At 69.0% G+C, this 18,255-nt stretch carries 18 protein-coding genes; 8 read left to right on the top strand and 10 right to left on the bottom strand.

Going from position 1 to position 18,255, the window contains the following annotated elements:
• The 7 genes from OA56_RS08015 to OA56_RS07985 all read right to left on the bottom strand — a co-directional run.
• The coding region (locus OA56_RS08015; protein WP_461584531.1) for a type III pantothenate kinase at positions 1-404 on the bottom strand (404 nt) is incomplete at its 3' end.
• Entirely contained in the window at positions 401-1,204 is an 804-nt protein-coding gene (locus tag OA56_RS08010) for a biotin--[acetyl-CoA-carboxylase] ligase (protein ID WP_461584529.1), read from the bottom strand. The genes OA56_RS08015 and OA56_RS08010, both read right to left, overlap by 4 nt.
• 45 nt (positions 1,205-1,249) lie before the next feature.
• Positions 1,250-2,641, bottom strand: coding sequence for a nitrogen regulation protein NR(I) (gene ntrC, locus OA56_RS08005; protein ID WP_055422524.1), 1,392 nt, complete (start codon positions 2,639-2,641; stop codon positions 1,250-1,252).
• Positions 2,638-3,687 carry a nitrogen regulation protein NR(II) gene (gene glnL / locus OA56_RS08000; RefSeq protein ID WP_055422525.1) on the bottom strand — a complete coding sequence of 350 codons (1,050 nt, stop codon included), beginning with the start codon at positions 3,685-3,687 and terminating at the stop codon, positions 2,638-2,640. The genes ntrC and glnL overlap by 4 nt, the downstream gene beginning before the upstream one ends.
• Before the next feature lie 62 nt (positions 3,688-3,749).
• Positions 3,750-4,199, bottom strand: a complete 450-nt coding sequence (locus OA56_RS07995) for a DUF4124 domain-containing protein (RefSeq protein ID WP_055422526.1) — start codon at positions 4,197-4,199, stop codon at positions 3,750-3,752.
• 76 nt (positions 4,200-4,275) lie between these two features.
• A complete protein-coding gene (gene glnA / locus OA56_RS07990) occupies positions 4,276-5,661 on the bottom strand; it encodes a type I glutamate--ammonia ligase (RefSeq protein ID WP_461584526.1) in 1,386 nt (461 codons plus the stop codon).
• A 68-nt stretch (positions 5,662-5,729) separates the two neighbouring features.
• Positions 5,730-7,004: a cation diffusion facilitator family transporter gene (locus OA56_RS07985; protein WP_461584524.1), complete on the bottom strand. Its 1,275-nt coding sequence runs from the start codon at positions 7,002-7,004 to the stop codon at positions 5,730-5,732.
• Between the two features lie 10 nt (positions 7,005-7,014).
• On the opposite strand from OA56_RS07985, the gene OA56_RS07980 reads away from it, so the two are divergent.
• The 8 genes from OA56_RS07980 to rfbC all read left to right on the top strand — a co-directional run bounded on the left by OA56_RS07980 (position 7,015) and on the right by rfbC (position 14,171).
• Positions 7,015-7,467 carry a rhodanese-like domain-containing protein gene (locus OA56_RS07980; RefSeq protein ID WP_055422528.1) on the top strand — a complete coding sequence of 151 codons (453 nt, stop codon included), beginning with the start codon at positions 7,015-7,017 and terminating at the stop codon, positions 7,465-7,467.
• A gap of 16 nt (positions 7,468-7,483) precedes the next feature.
• Positions 7,484-8,596: a quinolinate synthase NadA gene (gene nadA / locus OA56_RS07975; RefSeq protein WP_461584522.1), complete on the top strand. Its 1,113-nt coding sequence runs from the start codon at positions 7,484-7,486 to the stop codon at positions 8,594-8,596.
• A 65-nt stretch (positions 8,597-8,661) separates the two neighbouring features.
• Complete coding sequence (locus tag OA56_RS07970; RefSeq protein WP_461584520.1) at positions 8,662-9,462, top strand: endonuclease/exonuclease/phosphatase family protein; 801 nt, start codon at positions 8,662-8,664, stop codon at positions 9,460-9,462.
• 39 nt (positions 9,463-9,501) lie between these two features.
• Positions 9,502-10,680 carry a cardiolipin synthase ClsB gene (gene clsB, locus OA56_RS07965; RefSeq protein ID WP_461584518.1) on the top strand — a complete coding sequence of 393 codons (1,179 nt, stop codon included), beginning with the start codon at positions 9,502-9,504 and terminating at the stop codon, positions 10,678-10,680.
• A 39-nt stretch (positions 10,681-10,719) separates the two neighbouring features.
• Positions 10,720-11,802, top strand: coding sequence for a dTDP-glucose 4,6-dehydratase (gene rfbB, locus OA56_RS07960; RefSeq protein WP_055422530.1), 1,083 nt, complete (start codon positions 10,720-10,722; stop codon positions 11,800-11,802).
• Complete coding sequence (gene rfbD, locus OA56_RS07955; protein WP_461584515.1) at positions 11,799-12,710, top strand: dTDP-4-dehydrorhamnose reductase; 912 nt, start codon at positions 11,799-11,801, stop codon at positions 12,708-12,710. The genes rfbB and rfbD overlap by 4 nt, the downstream gene beginning before the upstream one ends.
• 10 nt (positions 12,711-12,720) lie before the next feature.
• The gene (gene rfbA / locus OA56_RS07950) at positions 12,721-13,620 is read left to right on the top strand and encodes a glucose-1-phosphate thymidylyltransferase RfbA (protein ID WP_141054375.1); all 900 of its coding nucleotides are present in this window, start codon (positions 12,721-12,723) and stop codon (positions 13,618-13,620) included.
• On the top strand, positions 13,620-14,171 hold the full coding sequence (gene rfbC / locus OA56_RS07945) for a dTDP-4-dehydrorhamnose 3,5-epimerase (protein ID WP_461584513.1): 552 nt from the start codon (positions 13,620-13,622) through the stop codon (positions 14,169-14,171). The genes rfbA and rfbC overlap by 1 nt, the downstream gene beginning before the upstream one ends.
• 9 nt (positions 14,172-14,180) lie before the next feature.
• Here rfbC and OA56_RS07940 read toward each other — a convergent pair whose 3' ends face one another.
• The 3 genes from OA56_RS07940 to lysA form a co-directional block, all read right to left on the bottom strand.
• A complete protein-coding gene (locus OA56_RS07940) occupies positions 14,181-15,482 on the bottom strand; it encodes a peptidoglycan DD-metalloendopeptidase family protein (RefSeq protein WP_461584511.1) in 1,302 nt (433 codons plus the stop codon).
• 71 nt (positions 15,483-15,553) lie between these two features.
• Positions 15,554-17,017 carry a D-alanyl-D-alanine carboxypeptidase/D-alanyl-D-alanine endopeptidase gene (gene dacB / locus OA56_RS07935; RefSeq protein ID WP_461584509.1) on the bottom strand — a complete coding sequence of 488 codons (1,464 nt, stop codon included), beginning with the start codon at positions 17,015-17,017 and terminating at the stop codon, positions 15,554-15,556.
• Positions 17,014-18,249 (bottom strand): diaminopimelate decarboxylase, encoded by a 1,236-nt coding sequence (lysA, locus tag OA56_RS07930; protein ID WP_461584507.1) that lies wholly within the window; start codon positions 18,247-18,249, stop codon positions 17,014-17,016. The genes dacB and lysA overlap by 4 nt, the downstream gene beginning before the upstream one ends.
• Between the last annotated feature and the right edge of the window lie 6 nt (positions 18,250-18,255).

Here is an 18,255-nt window from a genome sequence, read left to right as displayed (position 1 = left end):
CGAAAGCGTCCGTCGGCCTCGAGCCAATCCACCGTGGTGGCCGTGCCGCAGCACACCACCAGGGCCGCGCCGTCGTGCAGGTGGTGCGCGGCAATGAGCGCGGCCCAGCGGTCGGCGCCGAGCCGCTCGGGTTCGTCGTAGCCGTTCGTGACGCCACAGCACTGCGCCTCGGCCACGAGCCAGCGAATGGGGCCGAGCTGGCGTTCGAGTTCGAGGGCGAGCCGGTCGTGCGCCACATTCACGCCGAAACGCCGGGTCGAAGCGGGCAGCCGTGCGCGCATCGCTTCGATCCACTGCGGGATGTCGACGTGGCGGCAGGCGCCGCTCTCGCGCCAGTGTTCGCCCTCGAGCAAGGCCCATTTGAGCCGCGTGTTGCCCAGATCGAGGAGCAGCGTCGGATTCATGCGAGGGGGCGCAGCGAGACGTCACCGACGCAGCAGGCGATGCGCCCGCTGGCGGTGTCGAGCAGCAGGCGGCCGGTGTCGTCGACACCGGCGTCGATCCCGACGAGCTCGCGCTCGCCGTCGCGTACCGCCACTTCTTGGCCGGCGTAGGCGTCGAGCGCGTTCCATTCGTCGCGCCAGGGAACGAAGCCGCGACCGGCGAGATAGCTTGCGCGCACGGCGTCGAGCCGTTCGAGGAGCGCGGCGAGCACCGCTTCCCGCGGCGGCAGGGGGGCGAGGTGATGCGCCAGCGCGGTGGCCGGCAGGCCGCTTGCAGGCTGAAAATCCGGCGGCAGTTCGAGATTGAGCCCGATGCCGACGACGACGCGGGTCGGCGCCGCATGACGGCTTTGCGCTTCGATGAGCACGCCGGCCACCTTGGCGCCGGCGATGAGGAGGTCGTTGGGCCATTTGAGCCCGACGCCGGGCACGCCCAGCGCCTGCAAGCCTCGAGCGAGCGCCACGCCGACGGCAAGCGGCAGCGCTTCGAGCGAGGTGCCCGGAGGAAACGCGAAGAGGCAGGAGAAGGTGAGACTCGCATCGGGCCAGGATTGCCAGACCCGGTCCTGCCGTCCCCTTCCCCGGGTCTGCCGGTCGGCACCGACGACGGCAAGGCGCCCGGGATCGGGCAGCGGCAGGCGCATCGCCTCGTCGTTGGTCGAGGCGCATTCGCCAAGCCAATGAAGGTCGAGCCGTCGGGCGAGCGCCTCGGGCAGGAGCCGGTGCAATGCCGCCGGATCGAAGGCGGAGGGAGCGGGCATGGAGCGTCGCAGGAAGGGTGCGAAGCGCTTATTGTACGGCAGGCGCTAGCGCTTGAGCTTGCGCGTGAGCGTGTTGCGGCCCACGCCGAGCCGGGCGGCGGCTTCCGCGCGGCGCCGGCCGGTATGCTCGAGCGCCCGTTCGAAGAGGACGCGCTCGAAGCGCGCGTGCAGCGCGTCGTAGAGGGCGCTTGCACCGGAGGCGAGCAGCCGGTCGACTTCTTCGGCGAGCAGTTGCTCCCACGCCGGGGAAGCCGGGGAATCCGGCAGGGGGGCTTCAGGGGCGAGGGGGGTGCGGAATTCGGGCGGCAGGTCGTGCGGCTCGACCTGCTGCGCCGGGGTCATGACGGTGAGCCAGTGGCAGAGATTCTCCAGCTGACGCACGTTGCCGGGGAAAGGGTAGCGCTTGAGCGCTTCCAGGGCGGCGGGCGAGAGCGTCTTGCGCTCCACGCCCAGCTCGCGTGCGCTCTTGGTCAGGAAGTGGCGCGCAAGCAGCGGAATGTCTTCGGCGCGCTCGCGCAGCGGCGGCAGGCGCAGGCGGATGACGTTAAGGCGGTGATAGAGGTCTTCGCGAAAGAGCCCTTCGCGCACGCGGGCTTCCAGATCCTGGTGGGTGGCGGTGATGATGCGCACGTTGGCGCGCAGCGGCTGCTGCCCGCCAATGCGGTAGTAGTGCCCGTCGGAGAGCACGCGCAGCAGCCGCGTCTGCAGATCGGCCGGCATGTCGCCGATTTCGTCGAGAAAGAGCGTGCCGCCCTCGGCCTGTTCGAAGCGCCCGCGCCGGGCGCTGGCGGCGCCGGTGAAGGCGCCTTTCTCGTGACCGAAGAGCTCGGATTCGAGCAGTTCGCGCGGGATCGCCGCAGTGTTGATGGCGATGAAGGGGCCGTCGCGCCGCGGGCTGTGGCGGTGCAGCGCCCTGGCGACGAGCTCCTTGCCGCTGCCGGATTCACCGGTGATGAGCACGGTGGCGCTCGAGTGCGATAGCCGCCCAATGGCGCGAAAGACGTCCTGCATCGCCGGGGCCTGCCCCAAGATCTCGGGGGCGGCGTCTGGTTCGTCTTGGGCGGCGGCTGCGGGTCGCGCTTCCAGCGCCCGGCGCACCAGGCGCACGGCTTCGGGTACGTCGAAGGGTTTGGGCAGGTACTCGAAGGCGCCGGCCTGAAAAGCGCTCACGGCACTGTCGAGGTCCGAATAGGCGGTCATCACGATCACGGGCGTGCCGGGGGCGCGCTCATGCAGCCGGCGCACGAACTCGAGCCCGTCGGTGCCGGGCATGCGGATGTCGGTGAGCACCACTGCCGGCCGCTCCTGCGTGAGCGCCTCCAGCGCCGTCTCGGCACGATCGAAACCGCGATGCGGCAGGTTCTCGCGTTCGAGGGCGCGCTCGAGCACCCAACGGATGGATTTGTCGTCGTCGAGGATCCAGATGGCGTCGTTCATGTCGGGCTCCCGGAAGCGAGCGGCAGCAGGAGGTGGAAGCGCGTGCGCCCGGGGCGGCTGTCGAATTCGATGGCGCCGTGGTGCTGGGCGACGATATCCTGGGCGATCGCCAGTCCCAGTCCCGCGCCGCCCTCGCGCCCGCTCACGAGCGGATAGAAGATGCGCTCGCGCAGCGCTTCGGGGATACCGGGACCATCGTCGGCGATCTCGACGTGGAGCGCGAGGCGGTAGCGCCGTTTGGCGAGCGTCACCTGGCGCGCGGCGCGGGTGCGCAGCTCGACTTTACCCTTGCCCCCGGTGGCCTGGGCGGCGTTGCGCGCGATGTTGAGGATCGCCTGCAGCAGGCGCTCGCGGTCGGCGGTGAGCTCCGGCAGGCTCGCGTCGTAGTCGCGCTCGACCCTCAAGGCGGGGAATTCGGCGAGCAGCAGCCGGCGCACGTGCTCGAGGATCTCGTGGACGTTGACCGGGGCCGGGTGCGGCGCCTGGTGCGCGGCCAGCAGCCCGGCGAGCAGGCGCTGCAGGCGGTCGGTCTCGAGGATGATGACTTCGGTGTACTCCGCCAGTGCCGGATCGGGCAGTTCCATCTGCAGCAGTTGCGCCGCGCCGCGGATGCCGCCCAAGGGGTTCTTGATCTCGTGGGCGAGCGCGCGCACGAGTTCGCGTGCGGCCTGCTGCAGGCGCAGGCGCTCTTCTTCCTGGGTCGTCTTGAGGCGCTGGTCGATGGGGCGGAATTCGAGGGTGAATCCTTCGCCGTCGTCCTGGATGGGGCTCACCGTGACGTCGGCCGCGAGCGTCTGGCCGGAAGGAAGATGAAGGCCGATGCCGTGGCAGGCGTAGAACCAGCGGTTGCGTTCGGCCTCGTCGAAGGCCGTGCGCAAGGTGGGGGAGTCCCCGAAGATCTCTTCCCATGGCCGGCCGGCGAGGCGCTCGCGGGCAAGGCCGAAGAGGTGCTCGGCCGCGGCGTTGGCCGTCAGTAGCCGACGGTCGGGGCCGGCGAGGACGACGGCGGTGGAGAGCCAGTCGAGGGCGGTGAGGTCGGGCGGCATGGCGGTGCCTGGTGTCGGAACGGGAGAAATGCAGCAAGAACGGTGCCAGGTATGCTGCAGACTCAGCGCAGGCGCTGGAGTTCGCGTTCGATCGCTTCGAGGTTGCGCCGCTGGCGTTCGGCCTGGGCTTTGAGTTCGGCGGCGCGCTCCGGCGAGGCGGTCTGCAGCGCGCGCTGCGTTTCTTGCAGGCGCTGGTTCTCTGCGGCTTTCTCTTCTTCGAGGATGCGGCGGCGAAGGTCGTCGCGCTGGCGCTGTTCGCCGGGGCTCACCCGGGGAAAGTTCGAGGGGGAAGCGGCAGCGGGGGCGGAAGGGGCGGGCGTCGCGTCGAGGTAGGGGAGATCGCGCAGGGCCTCGCAGCGCATCCCTTTGGTGCTGGCGCGATCGTTGGTGTAGGTGATGCGTCCGTCGCCGTCGGTGCATTTCCACAGCGTTGCCCAGGCGCTCGGTGCGCACAGCATGCCGAAACCCAGGAGGACGGCGCAGGAGGCGAGGCGGGACGGAAACCGGATCATGCAGCAAGTATAAAGGAAAAAGGGCGGCCGCGGCCGCCCTCTTCCTTTCATCGCCCCCTGCGGGGGCAGCTCGCACTCACAGGCTGTAGTAGAGCTCGAATTCGAGCGGGTGGGTGGTCATGCGCATGCGCTGCACTTCCTCGTTCTTCAGCTCGATGTAGGCATCGATGAAGTCGTTGGAGAAGACGCCGCCGCGGGTGAGGAACTCGCGGTCGGCATCGAGCGCTGCCAGCGCCTGGTCGAGGCTGTGGCACACGGTCGGGATCTTGGCGTCCTCTTCCGGCGGCAGGTCGTAGAGGTTCTTGTCGGCCGGATCGCCCGGGTGGATCTTGTTCTGCACGCCGTCGAGCCCCGCCATCATCAGCGCGGCGAAGGCGAGATAGGGGTTGGCGAGCGGATCGGGGAAGCGCGCTTCGATGCGCCGCGCCTTGGGATTGGCCACGTAGGGAATGCGGATGGAGGCCGAGCGGTTGCGCGCGGAGTAGGCGAGCTTCGTCGGGGCCTCGAAGTGCGGCACCAGGCGCTTGTAGGAGTTGGTGCCGGGGTTGGTGATGGCGTTGAGCGCCCGGGCGTGCTTGATGATGCCGCCGATGTAGTAGAGCGCGAATTCGGACAGCCCCGCGTAGCCGTTGCCGGCGAAGAGGTTCTGTCCCGCTTTCCAGATGGATTGGTGGACGTGCATGCCCGAGCCGTTGTCGCCGACGATGGGCTTGGGCATGAAGGTGGCCGTCTTGCCGTACTGGTGCGCCACGTTGTGCACCACGTATTTGAGCGCCTGTGTCCAGTCGGCGCGGCGCGTGAGGGTGTTGAACTTGGTGCCGATCTCGCACTGGCCGGCGTTGGCCACTTCGTGGTGGTGCACTTCCACCGGTACGCCGATCGATTCGAGGGCGAGCACCATGGCGGAGCGGATGTCGTGCAGGCTGTCGACCGGGGGGACGGGGAAATAGCCGCCCTTGACGCGCGGACGGTGGCCGGTGCCTTCCCACGAGGCCTCGCCCGACTGGATCTTCACCGAGCAGCCGGACATGTCGACCGACCACTCGACCGAGTCGAAAATGAAGAATTCGGGCTCGGGGCCGACGTAGATGGTGTCGCCCAATCCCGTCGATTTCAGATAGGCTTCGGCACGCTTGGCGATCGAGCGGGGGTCGCGGTCATAGCCCTTGCCGTCGGCCGGCTCCACCACGTCGCAGGTGATGACCACCGTGGGTTCTTCGTAGAAGGGGTCGACGTAGGCGGTATCCGGATCGGGCACGAGCAGCATGTCGGAGGCCTGGATGCCTTTCCAGCCGGCGATCGAGGAGCCGTCGAAGGCGTGGCCGCGCTCGAAGACTTCTTCGTCGAAGGCCGAGACCGGCACCGTGACGTGATGCTCCTTGCCGAGGATGTCGGTGAAACGGTAGTCCACGAAACGGGCTTCACTTTCGTGGATGAGCTTGAGGACGTCTTGGGCATTCATCGGATCGACTCCGGGTCAGGAAAAAGTGGAAGGATTTTAGCAAGTGTCGTGCCAGCTTTTGGTTTGCCTCAAAGGGAGGCATTTCCGGCTGGAGGAGGGGGGGGAGGGACTTCGTTTGCACTGATTTGGTGCAATTTTTCGCTTCCTGTGCCCGGTTCCGGTGCAAGCTCGACGAAGAGCCGTAGGGAAGCGAGGTCGGGATGGCGTTGGCGCAGGGCGTCGAGCTGGGAGAAAAGGGCCGCACGGTCCGCGGCGAGCAGGGAAGGCGCGTGTTTGGCCGGAACCAGCAGGTCGAGATAGGTGCGCCCGCCGAGATAGTGCAGGACGATCCAGTCGGGCGAAGCGGCGGCGAAAGCCGGGAGCGCGCGCAGGTCCTGCACCACTTCGGTGCGGTCGGTGAGCGCCTGCAGCTGACCGGGCGGGCGGGTCGTGTCGTTTTCGTGATCGACGTGGATCAGCGCGTCGTCGAGGTTGGGGAAGCGGCCCTTGAGGCGGGCGAATACGGTATCGGCCACGCGGTGCCCTTCGGAGACCGACAGGCGGGGGGCGACCTGGATGTGCGCATCCACCAGGATGCGGTCGGCCATGCGCCGCGTGCGGATCTGGTGCAGATCCTCGACGCCGGGGGTGGTGCGGATCGTCTCGGTCAGTCGGGCGACTTCTTCCGGCTCGAGCCCGGTGTCGACGAGCTCGCGCACCGCACGGTAGGCAAAGCGCACTCCCATCGAGGCGATCATGAAGCCGACCAGCGCCGCCGCGAGCGGTTCGAGGAAGCGGTAGCCGGCAAGGCTGCCGCCGATGCCGATCGCCACCACGAGCGAGGAGGCGGCATCCGAGCGGGCATGCCAGGCGGCCGCTTCCAGCACTTTCGCCTTGAGGGCGCGTCCGCGGCGGTACAGCCAGTGAAACATCCCTTCCTTGGCGAGCAGGGTGATCACCGCCATGACGAGGGCGGGGATCTCGATCGGCGGGGCATGTTCGAGCGTCTGCAGTTTCATGCCCGCCGCCCACAGGAAGCCGCAGCCCACGCCCAGCAGCACCAGGCCGAGGATGAAACTGGCGAGAGTCTCGAAGCGTCCATGTCCATAAGGGTGTTCGGCATCGGGGGGCGCGCCGGCGCTTCGTCCTGCCCAGCTCACCATGGCGTCGGTGGAGAGGTCGGCCAGCGTGTGCATGGCGTCGGCCACCAGGCTGAAAGCGTTGGCTAGCAGGCCGATGACGATCTGCAGGAGGGCCAGGGTGGCGTTGACCGCCACCGCCGCCAGGCTCGTGCGGGCGATGGCGTTGCCGCGCGCCCGTGCCGTCGCAGCGGGCGAAGGCGGTATACTCGCTTGCTCAGCCATGGAGAGACTCGTGGGAAACTTGCACGATATTCTAGCGCTTGCCGGCGATCGCGCCGAGCGTTTCGGTCTGCCCTATGCCGGGGCCTTGACCCCGCCCGAGGCCTATCTCGTGTGGCGTATGGCGCCGGGGGCGGTGCTCGTGGATTGCCGTACCCGCGCCGAGTGGGACTGGGTGGGACGAATCCCCGGGGCGGTGGAGATCGAATGGCTGCGTTATCCGGGGCTCGCGCCCAATCCAGATTTTCTCGCCCATCTGCGCGCCCAGGTCGATCCCGAGTCGCTGGTGATGTTCCTGTGCCGCTCGGGCGGGCGTTCGGACCAGGCGGCGCGCGCCGCGGCGGCGGCCGGATTCACTTCGTGCTACAACGTACTGGAAGGCTTCGAAGGCGCCAAAGACGCCGCCGGGCATCGCGGCACGGTGGGTGGCTGGAAGTTTCATGGCCTGCCGTGGGTGCAGGGATGAAAAGGAGCAGGTGGAGATGACGACGATTCTCGAAAAAGCCTTGCCGTTCGCACCCTATGGGGCAATGAGCGACGAGCAGGCGCAGGAGCGCATCCTCGCGGCGCGCGCGCAGCTGGGCGAGGAGGCGGTGATCCTGTGCCACCACTATCAGCGCGCCGACGTCTATCGGCACGCCGATCTCACCGGCGATTCGCTCAAGCTCGCCCGGCTCGCCGCACAGACTTCCTCGCGCTACATCGTCTTCTGCGGCGTGCATTTCATGGCCGAGGTCGCGGACATCCTGTCGCAGCCCGAGCAGGTGGCGATCCTGCCGGATCTGGCCGCCGGCTGTTCCATGGCCGACATGGCCGATCTCGCCAAGGTGACGCGCGCCTGGCGTGAACTGGGCGAGGTGCTCGACGGCGATCCGGCCGAGGTCTATACGCCGGTCACGTACATCAATTCCGCGGCCGATCTCAAGGCGTTCTGCGGCCGCCACGGCGGCATCGTGTGCACCTCGACCAATGCGCCGCACATCATGGAGTGGGCGCTGGCGCGCCGCCCCAAGCTCCTCTTCTTTCCCGACCAGCATCTGGGACGCTGGACCGGCCACCAGCGCGGCATCCCGCTGGAAGACATGCTGGTGTGGGATCCCGACCTGCCCTACGGCGGTTTGAGCCCGGAGCAGATCAGGCGGGCTACCATCCTGCTGTGGAAAGGGCATTGTTCGGTGCATCAGATGTTTACCAAGGCGCAGATCGAGCGCTGGCGCGCCAGGCATCCCCAGGGCTACGTCATCTCGCACCCGGAGTGCGCCTTCGAGGTGTGCCTCGCCTCCGATTACGTCGGTTCGACCGAATTCATCCAGAGCACGGTGCGCGCGGCGCCGGCCGGCACCGAATGGCTGGTGGGCACCGAGTTCAACCTGGTGAGCCGCCTGGCCGAGGAGATGGCTCCGCAGGGCAAGACGGTGCAGTTCATGGGCGGCGTGGTGTGCATGTGCTCGACGATGCAGCGCATCGACCCGCAGCACCTCGCCTGGACGCTCGACAATCTGGTTCAGGGGCGGGTGGTCAATCGCATCGCCGTGCCCGGGGAGACGGCCCGATGGGCGAAAATCGCACTCGAGCGGATGCTCTCGGCCGCATGAACGTTCCGATGGTTGCAGAAAAACGGCAGAAGCTTTGGGGGCGGTGGCGCTCTTGGCGCGCGCCATTGGAAGATCCGCGCCAGCTCGTTCCTGCCGGGGCGAGGCAGGCGGGGGTGGCGTTGCGTGTGGTCAGTTACAACATCCACAAGGGTTGGGGGCCGTTCAACCGCCACCTGACCATCGCCGAGATGCGCGAGGCGCTGCGCGAGCTTGGCCCAGACCTCGTGCTGCTGCAGGAAGTTCAAGGGGCGCATCTTGGACACGCGCAGCGCCATCCCCTTTGGCCTGCCCAGCCGCAGCATCACTATCTCGGCGCTGAACACTGGCCCGAGCGCATCTACGGCGGTAACCTCTTCCATGAGCTGGGGCATCATGGCAACGCCGTGCTGTCGCGCTTTCCGGTACAGGACTGGGCCAATCACGACGTCTCGGCGCACCGCTGGGAGCGCCGCGGCATCCTGCATTGCGCCATGGTTTTGCCGCATGGCCTTTGCCTGCACGTCTTCTGCGTCCATCTGGGCCTGCGGGCGCGCTGGCGCCGGATGCAGCTCGAACGCTTGCGGGAGCTGATCGCCGGCTTGCCGCCGCGCTCGCCGATCGTCGTGGGCGGGGATTTCAACGATTGGGGGCGGGAGGCGGAGGAACTCCTCGCCGCGCCCCTGGGTCTGGAAGACGCCTTCGCTGCCGTCGGTCGCCGTGCGCCGCCGCGCACCTACCCGGCGCGCGGCCTGGCCTTCGGCCGGCTCGACCGGCTCTACGTGCGTGGCTGCGAGGTGCACGCGGCCCAGGTGCCGCGCGGGCGGCCGTGGTCGCGCCTGTCCGACCATCTGCCGCTCGTGGTCGATCTCGCCCTGGAGGGCGGATGAGCGCGCCGCCGCACCGCTTCCTGGCCGAGGGGCCGGACGATGGCCCTGGATTTCCTGCCCGGTAACCGTCTGCAGCTGCTGGAGAACGGCGCGGAATTCTTTCCCGCGCTGCTACGGGCGATCGATGCGGCGCGCGAGGAGGTGCGGCTCGAGACCTACATCTTCGAGTGCGACGAGATCGGCGAGGCGGTGCTCGCGGCGCTGGTGCGGGCGGCGGCGCGCGGTGTGCGCGTGTATTTGCTGGTAGACGGCTTCGGCGCCCGCGATTTCATCGTCCATCGCATGCACGGGGTGGCCGCCGCCGGCGTCGAAGTCGAGGTCTATCGCCCGCTGCGCGGCCCCTGGTTCATCCCGCGGCGCCATCGCCTGCGGCGCCTGCACCGCAAGCTCGCCTGTTGCGATGGGCGAGTCGCCTTCGTCGGCGGCATCAACATCCTTTCCGATTTCACCCGCCTGCCCGGGCGCCGGATCCGTCTGCCGCGATGGGATTATGCGGTTCGAATCGAGGGGCCGCTCGTGCGTTCTGTGCAGCAGGCGATGCAGCGGCTGTGGCGCCTGGTGTGCTGGACGAATGGCAGGCGCCGCCCGCCCCGCCTCGTGGCGCGTGCCGCGCACGACGGCCCGGCCGGGCCGCATCGCGCCGTCCTGGTGCTGCGCGACAACTGGCGCCATCGCCACGACATCGAGAACGCCTATCTGCACATGCTCGCCCGCGCCCGAAAGGAGGTGTGGATCGCCTGCGCCTATTTCTTCCCCGGCAAACGCTTTCGCCGGGCGCTCGCGGCCTGCACGGCGCGCGGCGTGCGGGTGCGCCTCGTCCTGCAGGGACTGAGCGACCATCCCATCCTGTCGCAGGCCACGCGCGCCCTCTATCCCTGGCTGCTGCGCCAGGGCGTCGAGCTGTGGGAATACCATGCCACCGAGATGCACGCCAAGGTGGCGGTGTTCGACGATCGCTATGCCACGGTGGGTTCGAGCAACATCGATCCCTTCAGCCTCTTCATGGCGCGCGAGGCCAACGTGTGGGTCGACGACCTCGGCTTCAGCGCGGAGCTGCGCGCGCGGCTCGAGCAGCATGTGGCGCAGGGCGCGGTGCGGCTCGACGAAGAGGGCTTCGCCCGGTTGCCCCGCTGGCGCAAGGCGCTCAGCTGGGTGGTGCTCGGCTGGGTGCGGCTCATCATCGGCTGGGCGGGCTACACGCGCGACATGGAAGGCTGAGGCTGGTATCATCGCGCTTTTCCGCGATCCCTACCGACCATGACGATCCTCGTGACCGGCGGCGCCGGCTTCATCGGCAGCAACTTCGTGCTCGACTGGCTCGCGCGACACGACGAACCTCTCGTCAATCTCGACGCGCTCACCTACGCCGGCAACCTGGAAAACCTTGCCGCGCTCGAGGGCGATGCGCGCCACGTCTTCGTGCACGGCGACATCACCGATCAGGACCTCGTGCGTCGCCTGCTCTCCCAACACCGGGTGCGCGCCATCGTGCATTTCGCCGCCGAATCGCACGTCGATCGCTCCATCCACGGGCCCGAGGCGTTCGCGCGCACCAACGTGCTGGGCACCTTGCGGCTGCTGGAGGCGGCGCGCGCGCATTGGGAGTGCTTGCCCGAACCCGATCGCTCGGCCTTTCGCTTCGTGAACGTCTCCACCGACGAAGTCTATGGCACGCTCGGCCCGGACGATCCGCCCTTCACCGAAACCACGCCCTACGCGCCCAATTCTCCGTACGCGGCGAGCAAGGCCGGGGCGGACCACTTCGTGCGTGCGTTCCATCACACCTACGGCCTGCCGACGATCACCACCAACTGCTCCAACAACTACGGCCCCTACCAGTTTCCGGAAAAGCTCATCCCGCTGTGCCTGACGCGCGCGCTCGCCGGCGAGCCGCTCCCCATCTACGGCGACGGCCGTCAGGTGCGCGACTGGCTCTACGTGGGCGATCACACCGCGGCGCTGCGGCGCGTGCTGGAAGCCGGCCAGCCGGGGCAGACCTACAACATCGGCGGCTGGAACGAGCGCACCAACCTCGAAGTGGTGCACACCTTGTGCCGCTGGCTCGATACGCTCGCGCCGCGCGCCGACGGCCGCTCCTACGCCGAGCAGATTACCTTCGTCGCCGACCGTCCGGGGCATGACCGGCGCTACGCGATCGATGCGCGCAAGATCGAGCGCGAACTGGGCTGGCGGCCGGCCGAGACTTTCGATACCGGCATCGAGAAGACGGTGCGCTGGTATCTCGCGCACCGCGACTGGGTCGAGCACGTCACCTCCGGCGCCTACCGCGAGTGGCTGTCGTGCCACTACGGCGCGTCCTTGCCGGCCCAGGCGCGATGAGCGAGGCACCCATCCTCTTGCTGGGGGGAAGCGGCCAGCTCGGCTGGGCGCTCGCCCCGCTCCTCGCGCTGCAGGCCCCGCTCGTGGCGCCTTCGCGCGCCGAGCTCGATCTCGGCGACGCAGCGGCGCTGCGCGCGCGGCTCGACGCCCTGCGCCCGCAGGGCATCGTCAATGCCGCGGCCTACACCGCGGTGGACCAGGCCGAGACGCAGACGGCGCTCGCCTGGCGGCTCAACGCCGAGCTGCCCGGCGAGCTCGCCCGCTGGGCGGCGGCGCACGGGGCGTGGCTCATCCACTATTCCACCGACTACGTCTTCGACGGTACGGGGAGCCGCCCCTGGCGCGAGGACGACGCGCCCCATCCGGTGAACGCCTACGGCCGCAGCAAGCGCGCCGGCGAAGAAGCGGTGCTCGAAAGCGGTGCCTGTGCCCTCATCCTGCGGGTGAGCTGGCTCTATGGGTTGCACGGCGCCAATTTCCTCAAGACCATGCTGCGCCTGGGCGCGAGCCGGCGCGTGCTGCGCGTGGTGGCCGACCAGGTGGGCGCGCCCACCGGTACCGGGCTCGCCGCCGAGGTGAGCGCCGAGCTCGTGCGCCGGCTGCGCACTGCGCCTGATACCTGTCCCTCTGGTCTTTACCACCTCGCCCCCACCGGCGAGACCAGCTGGTACGACTACGCCGCCTTCGTCTTCGAGCGCGCGCGCGAGTCCGGCTGGCCGCTCGCACTCGAAGCGCTCGAGCCGATCGCGAGCGCCGACTATCCGACCGCGGCGCCGCGCCCGGCCAATTCGCGCCTCGATACCACGCGGCTTACCACCACCTTCGGCCTGCGCCTGCCGCCGTGGCAGGACGAAGTGGCGCGCACGGTGGCCGTGCTCGCCGAGCCGCTCTCCCTTCTTCCCCATTGACGCATCCGCCATGAATCCGACTTCTGCACGCAAGGGCCTCATCCTCGCCGGCGGTTCCGGCACCCGGCTCTATCCCTCGACGCTCGCCGTCTCCAAGCAGCTGCTGCCGGTCTACGACAAGCCGATGATCTACTATCCGCTGTCTACCCTGATGCTCGCCGGCATCCGCGACATCCTGGTGATCTCCACGCCCCAGGATACGCCGCGCTTCGCCCAGCTCCTGGGCGATGGCAGCGCCTGGGGGCTGTCCTTGTCCTACGCCGAGCAGCCCTCGCCCGACGGGCTCGCGCAGGCTTTCCTCATCGGCGAGCATTTCCTTGCCGGCGCGCCTTCGGCCCTGGTGCTGGGCGACAATCTCTTCTACGGCCACGACCTGCCGCAGCTGCTGCGGGCGGCGGACGCGCGCGAACGGGGCGCCACCGTCTTCGCCTACCACGTGCAGGATCCGGAGCGCTATGGCGTGGTCGCCTTCGACGCCACCGGGCGCGTGATCGACATCGAGGAGAAACCCGCCCGTCCCAAGTCGAACTACGCCGTCACGGGGCTCTACTTCTACGATGGCAGCGTGGTCGAGCGCGCGCGGGCGCTGCGCCCTTCGGCGCGCGGCGAGCTCGAGATCACCGACCTCAACCGCAGCTACCTGCAGGAAGGGCGGCTCGCGGTCGAACTCATGGGGCGCGGCTATGCCTGGTTCGACACGGGAACGCACGATTCGCTGCTCGAAGCCGGGCAGTTCATCGCCACCATCGAGCGGCGTCAGGGGCTGAAGATCGCCTGCCTGGAAGAAATCGCCTGGATGCAGGGCTGGATCGACGACGAGGGGCTCCTGCGCCAGGCCGAGCGGCTGGGCAAGAGCGGCTACGGGCGCTACCTGCGCCAGCTCCTGGAACACGGGCGGGAGGCGCTGTGATGCGCGCGACGGCACTGGAGATCCCCGAGGTGATCCTCCTCGAGCCGCGGGTGCATGGCGATGCACGCGGCTATTTCTTCGAGGTCTACACGCGGCGCGCATTCTTCGCCGCCACGGGGGTCGATGTCGAGTTCGTGCAGGACAACGAATCGCGCTCGCGCCGCGGTGTGCTGCGCGGCCTGCACTACCAGCTGCCGCCGCACGCGCAAGGGAAACTGGTGCGCTGCGCCGAGGGGGCGGTGTTCGACGTGGCCGTCGACCTGCGCCGAAGCTCGCCCTCTTTCGGGCGCTGGGTGGCCGCCGAGCTCTCCGACGAGAACAAGCGCCAGCTGTGGATCCCGCCCGGCTTCGCCCACGGCTTTCTCGCGCTTTCCCAGTACGCGCGGCTCCTCTACAAGACCACCGACTACTACGCGCCGCAGTGTGACCGCTCGCTGCGCTACGACGATCCGACGCTGGCGATTGCCTGGCCGGATCTGGGGATCGAACCCATCGTCTCGGACAAGGACCGTGCGGCGCCGCTCTTGGCCGAAGCCGAAGGCTTCGACTGAACCCTCGCCTCAATCGGCCGCGGCGACTTCGGTCGGTGTGCGCGTGAGCAGCGCGAGTTTATCGAGCAGCGGCCCCGTTTCCTGACGGAATCGGGCGAGCTCGCGCGCCGGCAGCGGCTCGGGCGCGGGCAGGGCGATCTTGAGCGGATCTTGCGCCTTGCCGCCGATGCGCACCTCGTAGTGCAGATGCGGTCCGGTGGCCCAGCCGGTGGAACCCACGTAGCCGATCACGTCGCCCTGCGACACGCGCTTGCCCGCCTTGAGGCCCGGTTCGAAGCCTTTGAGGTGGCCGTAGCCGGTGGCATAGCCGCTGCGGTGCTCGATGAGCACGAAGTTGCCGTAGCCATTCTGCCAGCCGGCGAACTTCACCACGCCGTCGGAAGCGGCCATCACCGGCGTGCCGGGGGCGGCAGCAAAGTCGGTGCCGGCGTGCTGGCGCCATTCTTTCTTGATGGGGTGGAAGCGGGCGCCGAAGCTCGAGCTCACGCGGGTGAACTGCAGCGGATAGCGCAGGAACCCGGTGCCGAGCACCCGGCCGTCGGGGGTGTAGTAGCCGCTCTTGCCGCCGGCATCGGTATGGCGCAGTACCACGTGGCGCTTGCCCTGATTGACGAATTCGGCGGCCACGATCTCGCCGGGTTGCGGCAACCCCTCGGCGTCGAGCGTGGTTTCGTAGATGACGGCGAAGGAGTCGCCCTCGCGCAGGTCGCGGGAGAAGTCGATTTCGGTACCGAAGATCTCCGCGAGCTTGGTGGCGATGGCATCCGGCATGCCGATCTCGGCGGAGGTGGCAAAGAGCGAGTGCGTGATCACGCCCTGGCGCAACTCCAGGAAGGGATGGGTGCTGCCGGCGGTCTCTGGAGCCGGGGATTCGAGGCGAAAGCCCTCGTCGCTGCGGCGGATGGTGACGCGCTCGCCGCTCACCAGAGGCAGCACCAGGGCATCGACCTGACCGTCGGCGCGCAGGCGCACCGTGGCGGTGGAGTGCGCGCGCAGCTGGCGCTGGATGGCGCGGACCTCTTCATCGAGCGAGGTATAGTCGAGCAGCGCTTCGTCTTCGGCGCCGATGCGCTCGAGGAAGGCGGGCAGCGTTTCGCCGCGGCGGAAGGCTTCGCGGATCACGTAAGCGTGCGCGGCATCGCCCGACGAGGGCGGGGTGAGGGTGATCGGCGGCAGTTCCGCCACCACCGCCTTGCGCCCGTAAGGGTTGGGACCCGAGAGGGCGGCCACTGCAAGGCCGAAGACGGCCGCGCCGTAGAGGGCCATGGAGGTGCGCAACCAGAGATGCCGGCGGACGGTCGATCGGTGCATCGGGACTTCCTTTCGGGCGAACGCGCCAGGGCGCGATTATGGCGCAACCTGCGCCGGAGGTGCAATGGGAATCAGTGCTCCCACAACCAGTCGAAGAGGGCGGTGAGGACGTCGCTGGCCTGAGCCGCATTCGCGTGTTCGACGAAGGCGACGATCACGTAGCGCCGTCCCGAGCGGCTCTGGGCAAAACCGGCGATCGCGCGCACGTCGCGCAGCGTCCCCGTCTTCACATGCGCCCACTCGCGGATGGGGGCGTCCTTGAAGCGGCGCCGGGCGGTGCCGTCGACGCCGGCCACCGGCAGGGTGGCGATGAATTCGGCCGCGTAGGGACGGTTCCAGACCGTTTGCAGCAGGCGGGCGAGGTCGGAAGCGGCGATGCGCTCTTCGCGCGACAGCCCCGCGCCGTTTTCCAGTACCACGCCGTGGCGATCGATCCCCGCTTCAGCGAGCAGTGCCTGCACGGCCTGCGCGCCGGCGGCGACGTGATCCGGCGCCTCGGGCGAGCGCGCCGCGCCGACGAGGGCGAGGAGCTGGCGCGCGATCGGGTTGCTCGACCACTTGTTCATCTGGTAGGCGATCTCGGTGAGCGTGGGCGAGTCGTCGCTGGCCACGAGCCATTCGCTTGTGGCTGGGGCGGGCGCATCGGCGGGCAGCAGCCGGCCGCCGAGCTCGCGCCAGATGCCTTCGAGCATGGCCGAGGCGAAGCGCTCGGCGGGTAGCGGCGAGAGTCCGAGCCAGCGGATGCCGCAGCTCGTCGGATAGCGTCCGGAAAGGGTGATCGCCACGCCTTGCGCATCTTCCTGCACACCCGTCTCGAGGCGTTTGACGACGTCGGCGGGGCAGAGGCCGGCCTCGATCTTCAGGGCGTTGCCGACGTTCACGCCGGCAAGCGGCGGGTGCAGCGTGGCGAGTGCCCGCGTGCCGTCGGGAGAGGGCTGGATCTGCACGATCACCGTGTTGAAATTGACGAGTTCCGCGCTCGCGGGGGTGTTGTAGGGTCGATAGCCGTCGCCGTCGAAGGCGAACGGGTCGGTCGGGGGGATGCGCAGCCCGTCGGCCTCCAGCCTCAACCGTCCACGGATGGTCTGGATCCCCAGCGCGCGCGCCGTGCGCAGCAGCTTCCAGGCCCGCTCGGCGGTGAGGTAAGGGTCGCCGTCGCTTTGCAGCACCAGATCGCCCACGAGCTCCTGACCGAGCACATGGCCGCGGGCCACCAAGCGGCTCGTCCAGCGGCGCTGGGCGCCGAAGGTTTCGTAGGCGGCGAAGGTGGTGACGAGCTTCATCACCGAGGCCGGGTTGCGCGGCACGGTCTCGTTCGCCGCCAGGAGCGGCGCGCCGCCTTCCAGGGGCTGGATGAGGACGGAGACGGCCTCGGGCGGCACCTGCGCTTTGTTCAGGGCTTCGCGCACCGGCGGCGGGAGCGTGTCGGCGCGAACGTCCTCCGGCCCCAGCCAAGGAAGCGCGGCGAAGAGAATGAGGAGGAGGATGCGCACGGCGGCGGGCAGGAGCGGGCGCCAGGTGCGCCGCCCGTTCATTGCTCCAGGGCCCACAGGCTCTCCAGCGGTTCGCGCGCGCGGATGAGGCGGTGCGCCGCCCCTTCGACGAGCACTTCGGCCGGGCGCGGCCGGGCGTTGTAGTTCGAGCTCATGGCCATGCCGTAGGCGCCGGCCGAGAGCACCGCCAAAAGGTCGCCCGCTTCGAGGGCGAGTTCGCGCCCGCGGCCGAGAAAATCGGACGATTCGCACACCGGCCCGACCACGTCGTAGCGGCGTACCGGTCCGGAGCGCGGCACGACCGGGACGATCTCGTGCCAGGCGTCGTAGAGCGCCGGGCGCATCAGGTCGTTCATGCCGGCATCGACCAGGGCGAAGTCCTGTTCCTCGCCGTGCTTGAGGTATTCGACGCGCGTGAGCAGCAAACCCGCGTTGCCGACGAGGGAGCGCCCCGGCTCGAACATCAGCCGCTCGGGCCGATCGGCGAAACGCTCGGCGAGCGCGCGCAGCACGGCGGGGATGTCGGGCGGGGTCTCGTCGCGGTAGCGGATGCCTAACCCCCCGCCCAGGTCGATGTGCCGCAGCGCGATGCCGTCGCGCTCGAGCTGCTCTACCGCGTCTTTCACGCGCTCGGCAGCTTCCAGCAGCGGGGAAGGGTCGAGCAGCTGCGAGCCGATGTGGCAGGCGATGCCCACGAGATCGAGCTCGGGCATCGACTTGGCCTGGCGGTAGAGCGCGAGCGCTTCCGCCACGGGGATGCCGAACTTGTTGCGCTTGAGTCCGGTGGAGATGTAGGGATGCGTCTTGGGGTCGACGTCGGGGTTGATGCGTAGCGCCACCGGGGCGCGTCGCCCCATCTCGCGGGCGATGTGCGCGATGCGGGTGAGCTCCGCCGCCGATTCGACGTTGAACACGCCGATGCCCACTTCCAGCGCGCGGCGGATCTCGGCGGCCCCTTTGGCGACGCCCGAGAAGACGACGCGCTTCGCCTCACCGCCGGCCGCGAGCACGCGCTCGAGCTCGCCGCGGGAGACGATGTCGAAGCCCGCTCCGCGCGCAGCGAGCAGCCGCAGGATCGATAGGTTGCCATTGGCCTTGACCGCGTAGCAGATCTCGGCGCGCTCGGGCGGCAGCGCCGTGCGATAGCGCTCGAACGCTTCTTCGATCGCCGTGCGCGAATAGACGTAGCAGGGCGTGCCGTAAGTGGCCGCGATGGTCGTGAGCGGAACGTCTTCGAGGGCGAGTCCGTGCGCCGTGACCCGTAGCGTCGGCATGGGAAA

Source organism: Tepidiphilus sp. HLB4 (assembly GCF_054823945.1).
This window is presented reverse-complemented; position numbering and strand designations above follow the sequence as displayed.

Bases quoted from the DNA above. Each gene is read 5' to 3' on its own strand.
- OA56_RS08010 (WP_461584529.1), bottom strand. From the start codon at position 1,204: ATGCCCGCTCCCTCCGCCTTCGATCCGGCGGCATTGCACCGGCTCCTG.
- ntrC (WP_055422524.1), bottom strand. From the start codon at position 2,641: ATGAACGACGCCATCTGGATCCTCGACGACGACAAATCCATCCGTTGG.
- glnL (WP_055422525.1), bottom strand. From the start codon at position 3,687: ATGCCGCCCGACCTCACCGCCCTCGACTGGCTCTCCACCGCCGTCGTC.
- OA56_RS07995 (WP_055422526.1), bottom strand. From the start codon at position 4,199: ATGATCCGGTTTCCGTCCCGCCTCGCCTCCTGCGCCGTCCTCCTGGGT.
- glnA (WP_461584526.1), bottom strand. From the start codon at position 5,661: ATGAATGCCCAAGACGTCCTCAAGCTCATCCACGAAAGTGAAGCCCGT.
- OA56_RS07985 (WP_461584524.1), bottom strand. From the start codon at position 7,004: ATGGCTGAGCAAGCGAGTATACCGCCTTCGCCCGCTGCGACGGCACGG.
- nadA (WP_461584522.1), top strand. From the start codon at position 7,484: ATGACGACGATTCTCGAAAAAGCCTTGCCGTTCGCACCCTATGGGGCA.
- clsB (WP_461584518.1), top strand. From the start codon at position 9,502: ATGGCCCTGGATTTCCTGCCCGGTAACCGTCTGCAGCTGCTGGAGAAC.
- rfbB (WP_055422530.1), top strand. From the start codon at position 10,720: ATGACGATCCTCGTGACCGGCGGCGCCGGCTTCATCGGCAGCAACTTC.
- rfbD (WP_461584515.1), top strand. From the start codon at position 11,799: ATGAGCGAGGCACCCATCCTCTTGCTGGGGGGAAGCGGCCAGCTCGGC.
- rfbA (WP_141054375.1), top strand. From the start codon at position 12,721: ATGAATCCGACTTCTGCACGCAAGGGCCTCATCCTCGCCGGCGGTTCC.
- rfbC (WP_461584513.1), top strand. From the start codon at position 13,620: ATGCGCGCGACGGCACTGGAGATCCCCGAGGTGATCCTCCTCGAGCCG.
- OA56_RS07940 (WP_461584511.1), bottom strand. From the start codon at position 15,482: ATGCACCGATCGACCGTCCGCCGGCATCTCTGGTTGCGCACCTCCATG.
- dacB (WP_461584509.1), bottom strand. From the start codon at position 17,017: ATGAACGGGCGGCGCACCTGGCGCCCGCTCCTGCCCGCCGCCGTGCGC.
- lysA (WP_461584507.1), bottom strand. From the start codon at position 18,249: ATGCCGACGCTACGGGTCACGGCGCACGGACTCGCCCTCGAAGACGTT.